We start from the raw sequence: 4,240 nt of genomic DNA, 5'->3' as shown, positions 1-4,240 counted from the left end.
GATATCGAATTCGGCGCCGGACCGACCCAGATCCGTCGTTATAACCAGATCCGCCGGATCGTCGTCGGCGCCGATCTGGCCCCCGGCGTCGTCAACAGCCAGGCGATGGAGAAGATCAACGCACTGCCAACGATGAAGGCGGTGCTGGATGGCAAAATCATGGGCGTGCAGAAGATCAACATCGGCGACAGCAAACTTCAGGGCGAGATGATCCAGAATTTCATCATCGCCGTGATTTCCGGCATCCTGCTGGTTCTGGCCGTGCTGACGCTGCTCTACAAGAGGCTGATGCCTCCCTTCGTCAATCTCGGCTCGCTGCTGCTGGCGCCGCTGGGCGGGGCGCTGGCGCTGCATCTGGCGGGGCAGCCGCTGTCCATGCCGGTCTTCATCGGCCTTCTGATGCTGCTCGGCATCGTCGCCAAAAACTCTATCCTGGTCATCGACTTCGCGCTGGAGGAGATCGGCAAGGGCGTGCCCCGCCTGGAGGCGATCATCGACGCCGGGCACAAGCGCGCCCAGCCGATCGTCATGACCACCGTGGCGATGGTTGCGGGTATGGTGCCGACCGCCTTGTCGCTGGGCGGCGACGGCGCCTGGCGCGCGCCCATGGGCATCACGGTGATCGGCGGCCTGCTGCTCTCCACCCTGCTGACGCTGGTGATCGTGCCCGCGACCTTCAGCCTGGCGCTGGGCATAGAGGAATGGATCGGTCCCCGCCTTGGCCGCCGCCTGCTGACCTACAGGCCAGGCGACGGACACGCACCGCAAGCCGCCGAGTGAGGCGACATAAGGAAGGGGCGGGAAAAGAAGCGCTTGCCTGAACGAAACGGCGGCGTAACCGTTGGGCGGTCATGAAGCTGCTTCCCCTCCGCCGCCCCGTCGCCGACAGTCCCATCCATCCGGCGCGGCGCATGCAGCTCGTGGCGACGGGCATGCTGCTGGTCATGGCCGCGCTGTTCCTGGCGGCACGCGCAACGGTTGACCTGCATCCCGCCATCGGCTTCATTCAGGCCTTTGCCGAAGCGGCCATGGTCGGCGGCCTTGCCGACTGGTTTGCGGTGACGGCGCTGTTCCGCCATCCGCTGGGCCTGCCGATTCCGCATACTGCCATCATCCCGCGCAACAAGGACCGGATCGGCGACACGCTGGCCCTGTTCCTGCGGGACAATTTTCTGACTCCCGCTGTGGTGGCGCGGCGGATGCAGCGGCTGGATGTGGCGGGCGCAGCGGGCCGGTTCCTTGCCAGTCCGTCTGGCGGCGACGGACGGCTGAGGGAGGGCGCGTCCCGCCTCGTTGCAGACATATTGGAGGCGCTGGATCAGGAACGGCTGGGCGGCATGGTGAAGGGCGCCATCGCCCAGCGCCTGCGGGCGATGAACCTCGCCCCCCTGATCGGCCAGTCGCTGGAAGCGGCGATGCGCGATGGCCGTCACGCCCCGGTGATGGATGGCATCATCCATTGGGCCGACCGCACGCTGGAGGCCAATGACCATCTGATCCGCCAGATGGTGCATGACCGTTCGGGCAAGATATTGCGCTGGACGGGTTTGGACGAAAATCTTGCCAATGCGATCATTGACGGGCTGCGCAGGCTGCTGAACGACATGGCGCAGGACCCCGGCCACAGCCTGCGGCTGAAGGCGGAGGAGGGACTGGGCAAGCTCGCCGCCGACCTGCAATATGATCTGGAGATGCAGGCGCGGGTGGCGAAGATCCGCGACGAGATCGTCGACAATCCGGCGATGCAGCGCTGGATCGACGGTCTGTGGGAACAGGCCCGCACCGGCCTGCTGCGGGCGGTGCGCGATCCGGGCAAGGCAATGGCCGGGCGGTTGGGCGAAGCGCTGCATCAGCTGGGCAATACGATGCAGGGCGATGCCAGGCTGCGGTTCCTGATCAACCGCTTCATGCGCCGCGCCGCCGTCGGCGCGACCGCAACCTATGGCGATTCGATCGTCACGCTGGTCAGCGAAACCGTGCGCGGCTGGGACGCGGGCACGGTCACCAGCCGGCTGGAACATGCGGTCGGGCGCGACCTGCAATATATCCGAATCAACGGCACGCTGGTTGGCGGGCTGGTCGGCCTCGCCATCCACGCAGTCGACACGCTGCTTTAACTATTCGTCGGGTTCCTCGCCCCGGCGCGGCGGCGGGGAAGGCAGTTCATCCGCAGTCAGCACGCCGTCGCCATTGGCGTCGAGCTGGTCGAACATGGCCATGGCGGGCGCGACGAATTCCTGCAAATCGATCCTGCCGTCGTCATTGCTGTCCTCAGGATAGGGCATGGCCGCTCCCGGAGGCCCCGGCGGCGGTGCTTCGCCGCCCCTATTGCCGGAAGGCCGATCCCCCGGCGGAGGACCGCCCGGACCGCCATGTTCCCCGGAACCGCGATGATCACTGCCCGGGCCGCCCCTACCCGGCCCCCGCGCCTCGCGCTTCTGCGCCGGAGAAGACTCACCCTCCTGCCGCTCATGGCCCAGCATACGCTGCATCGCCTCGACCGGCACCTGTCCGTCGCCATCGGGGTCCATCAGGTGGAAGCGCTGCTCCATCCATGCCAGCATCTCTTCACGCGTGATGCGGCCGTCGCCATCGGCGTCGGCGGCCCAGGGACCTCCCCTATGCCCAGCGGCGGGGGGTGCCGCCTGCGCCAGCAGGGGCGTGGGCAGAAGCAGCGAACTCAACAACAGAAAGGATCGTAAACGCATCATCACTCCAGACGTCGAAGGGCTGACCAAGCCGTGGCATCGCTTCTTTGCCGCCTTATGTCGGCAGGCGACGGGAATATTGCGGCGCGCCCGAAAATTGATGTTGCAACATATCATATAATTATGTTGTAACGTTACATGGCGGTCCTTTCAGGATCGCCGAAATACAGGAGGATGCACGATGCAGCTGATGACATTGCGCACGACGGAGGGGATTTCGGGCTATCGGGGCGGACGCCGTTCCCCCATCGGCATAGGCGGTGCGGTTGCGGTCCACGCGCTGGTCGCCGGAATTTTCCTGATGATGCCGAAGGAAATGATCCGGCAGTTCACCGAGACGCCGCTGGAGACTTATCAAATCCCGGAAACCGTGCCGCCTCCGCCCGAAAAACCCGCCCCGCAAACCGACAGCAAGGTCCCGTCCAGGCCCACCGCTCAACCCACCGCGACCGAGCCGCTCGTCAAAACGCCCGATCCCGGCTTCACTATCAGGACCGACCCCATCCTCGAACCGGGCAGCGGAACCGGCGCCGTCACCCCGCCCTACACCCCGCCCGCGCCCGACCCGGTGCTGGTCGATGCGAGCATCGATCCGCGCGCTCTGGCGATGTTCCAGCCCGATTATCCCGGCGCGATGGTCCGGCAGGGGATGGAAGGCAGGGTCACCGTCCGCGTCACCATCGGCGCAGATGGGCGGGTGATCGACCTTGAACGGCTTGCCGCCACCGACGAGGCCTTCTGGCTCGCCACCCAGCGCCACGCGTTGCGCAAATGGCGCTTCCGCCCCGCGACTCGGGACGGGGTCGCGGTCAGCAGCAGCAAGGTGCTGACCGTCCATTTCCGCCTTGCAGACGTTTGAAATCAGGGAAAAGGGGCCGGTCATGATCGCTTGCGGCAACAGCGCTTTTGCATCCGGCCCCGCCTTACCCTATATCGGCGCCATGGCGATCTTTCCCCGTCCGGTGTCCCCCAAGAGCGCGCTCAGCGATCTGTGGAGCTATTTTGGCAAGGACCGGCCTCATAAATGGCCGTTGCTCGGCCTGTCCGTCGCGTTCACCTGGGTCATCATCTGGGCCTTCATCGTCGACGCCAACACCAACACCATGCCGACGCGCAACAAGATCATCTACGTCCAGAGCTGGGACGCGAACCGATCCGACGCGGCGATCATCCTCCAGCAGAAGATCGACTTCGCCAAGAGCGAGGCGGCACTGGCCAGGCAGCAGAAGCGGATGCAGGGCTTCGCCGATGCCTTCGGCATTGAATGGAAGGATGAGGCCGCCCGCAACGGCGCCCGCCGTCAGGAGGCGGTGAAGGCGATCAACGCTCAGCTCGACGACCGCCTCGTCCGGGCGGAGGCCGAGGAAAAGCCTGAAGCCGGAGCGCGCCAGCCCTGATCGCCCGCAGCAAAACCGTCATTCCCCCCGCCGATCCTGCGCAGGACCGGCGTTTCATGGCCGCCGCGATCGCCCTGTCGGAGCGGGGGCGCGGTCTGTCCACGCCCAATCCCAATGTCGGCTGCCTGATCGTGC

General features: G+C 65.9%; 5 protein-coding genes. 4 read left to right on the top strand and 1 reads right to left on the bottom strand.

Annotated features, from left to right (window positions below; translation table 11 throughout):
- The coding region (locus ACFC3J_RS22310; protein WP_375198131.1) for an efflux RND transporter permease subunit at positions 1–780 on the top strand (780 nt) is incomplete at its 5' end.
- Positions 781–851: 71 nt separating this feature from the next.
- Entirely contained in the window at positions 852–2,117 is a 1,266-nt protein-coding gene (locus tag ACFC3J_RS22305) for a DUF445 domain-containing protein (protein ID WP_375198130.1), read from the top strand.
- On the opposite strand, the gene ACFC3J_RS22300 is transcribed toward ACFC3J_RS22305, so the two are convergent.
- Entirely contained in the window at positions 2,118–2,684 is a 567-nt protein-coding gene (locus ACFC3J_RS22300) for a hypothetical protein (RefSeq protein ID WP_375198129.1), read from the bottom strand. It abuts the gene before it with no gap.
- Between the two features lie 205 nt (positions 2,685–2,889).
- Here ACFC3J_RS22300 and ACFC3J_RS22295 point away from each other — a divergent pair, with 205 nt between their 5' ends.
- Both ACFC3J_RS22295 and ACFC3J_RS22290 read left to right on the top strand, forming a co-directional pair.
- Entirely contained in the window at positions 2,890–3,567 is a 678-nt protein-coding gene (locus ACFC3J_RS22295) for a TonB family protein (protein WP_375198128.1), read from the top strand.
- Between the two features lie 22 nt (positions 3,568–3,589).
- Positions 3,590–4,105, top strand: a complete 516-nt coding sequence (locus tag ACFC3J_RS22290) for a hypothetical protein (protein ID WP_375198127.1) — start codon at positions 3,590–3,592, stop codon at positions 4,103–4,105.
- Positions 4,106–4,240 lie beyond the last annotated feature (135 nt).

The sequence above is a fragment of the Sphingobium sp. genome (genome assembly GCF_041987595.1).
Lineage (GTDB): Bacteria > Pseudomonadota > Alphaproteobacteria > Sphingomonadales > Sphingomonadaceae > Sphingobium.
This window is presented reverse-complemented; position numbering and strand designations above follow the sequence as displayed.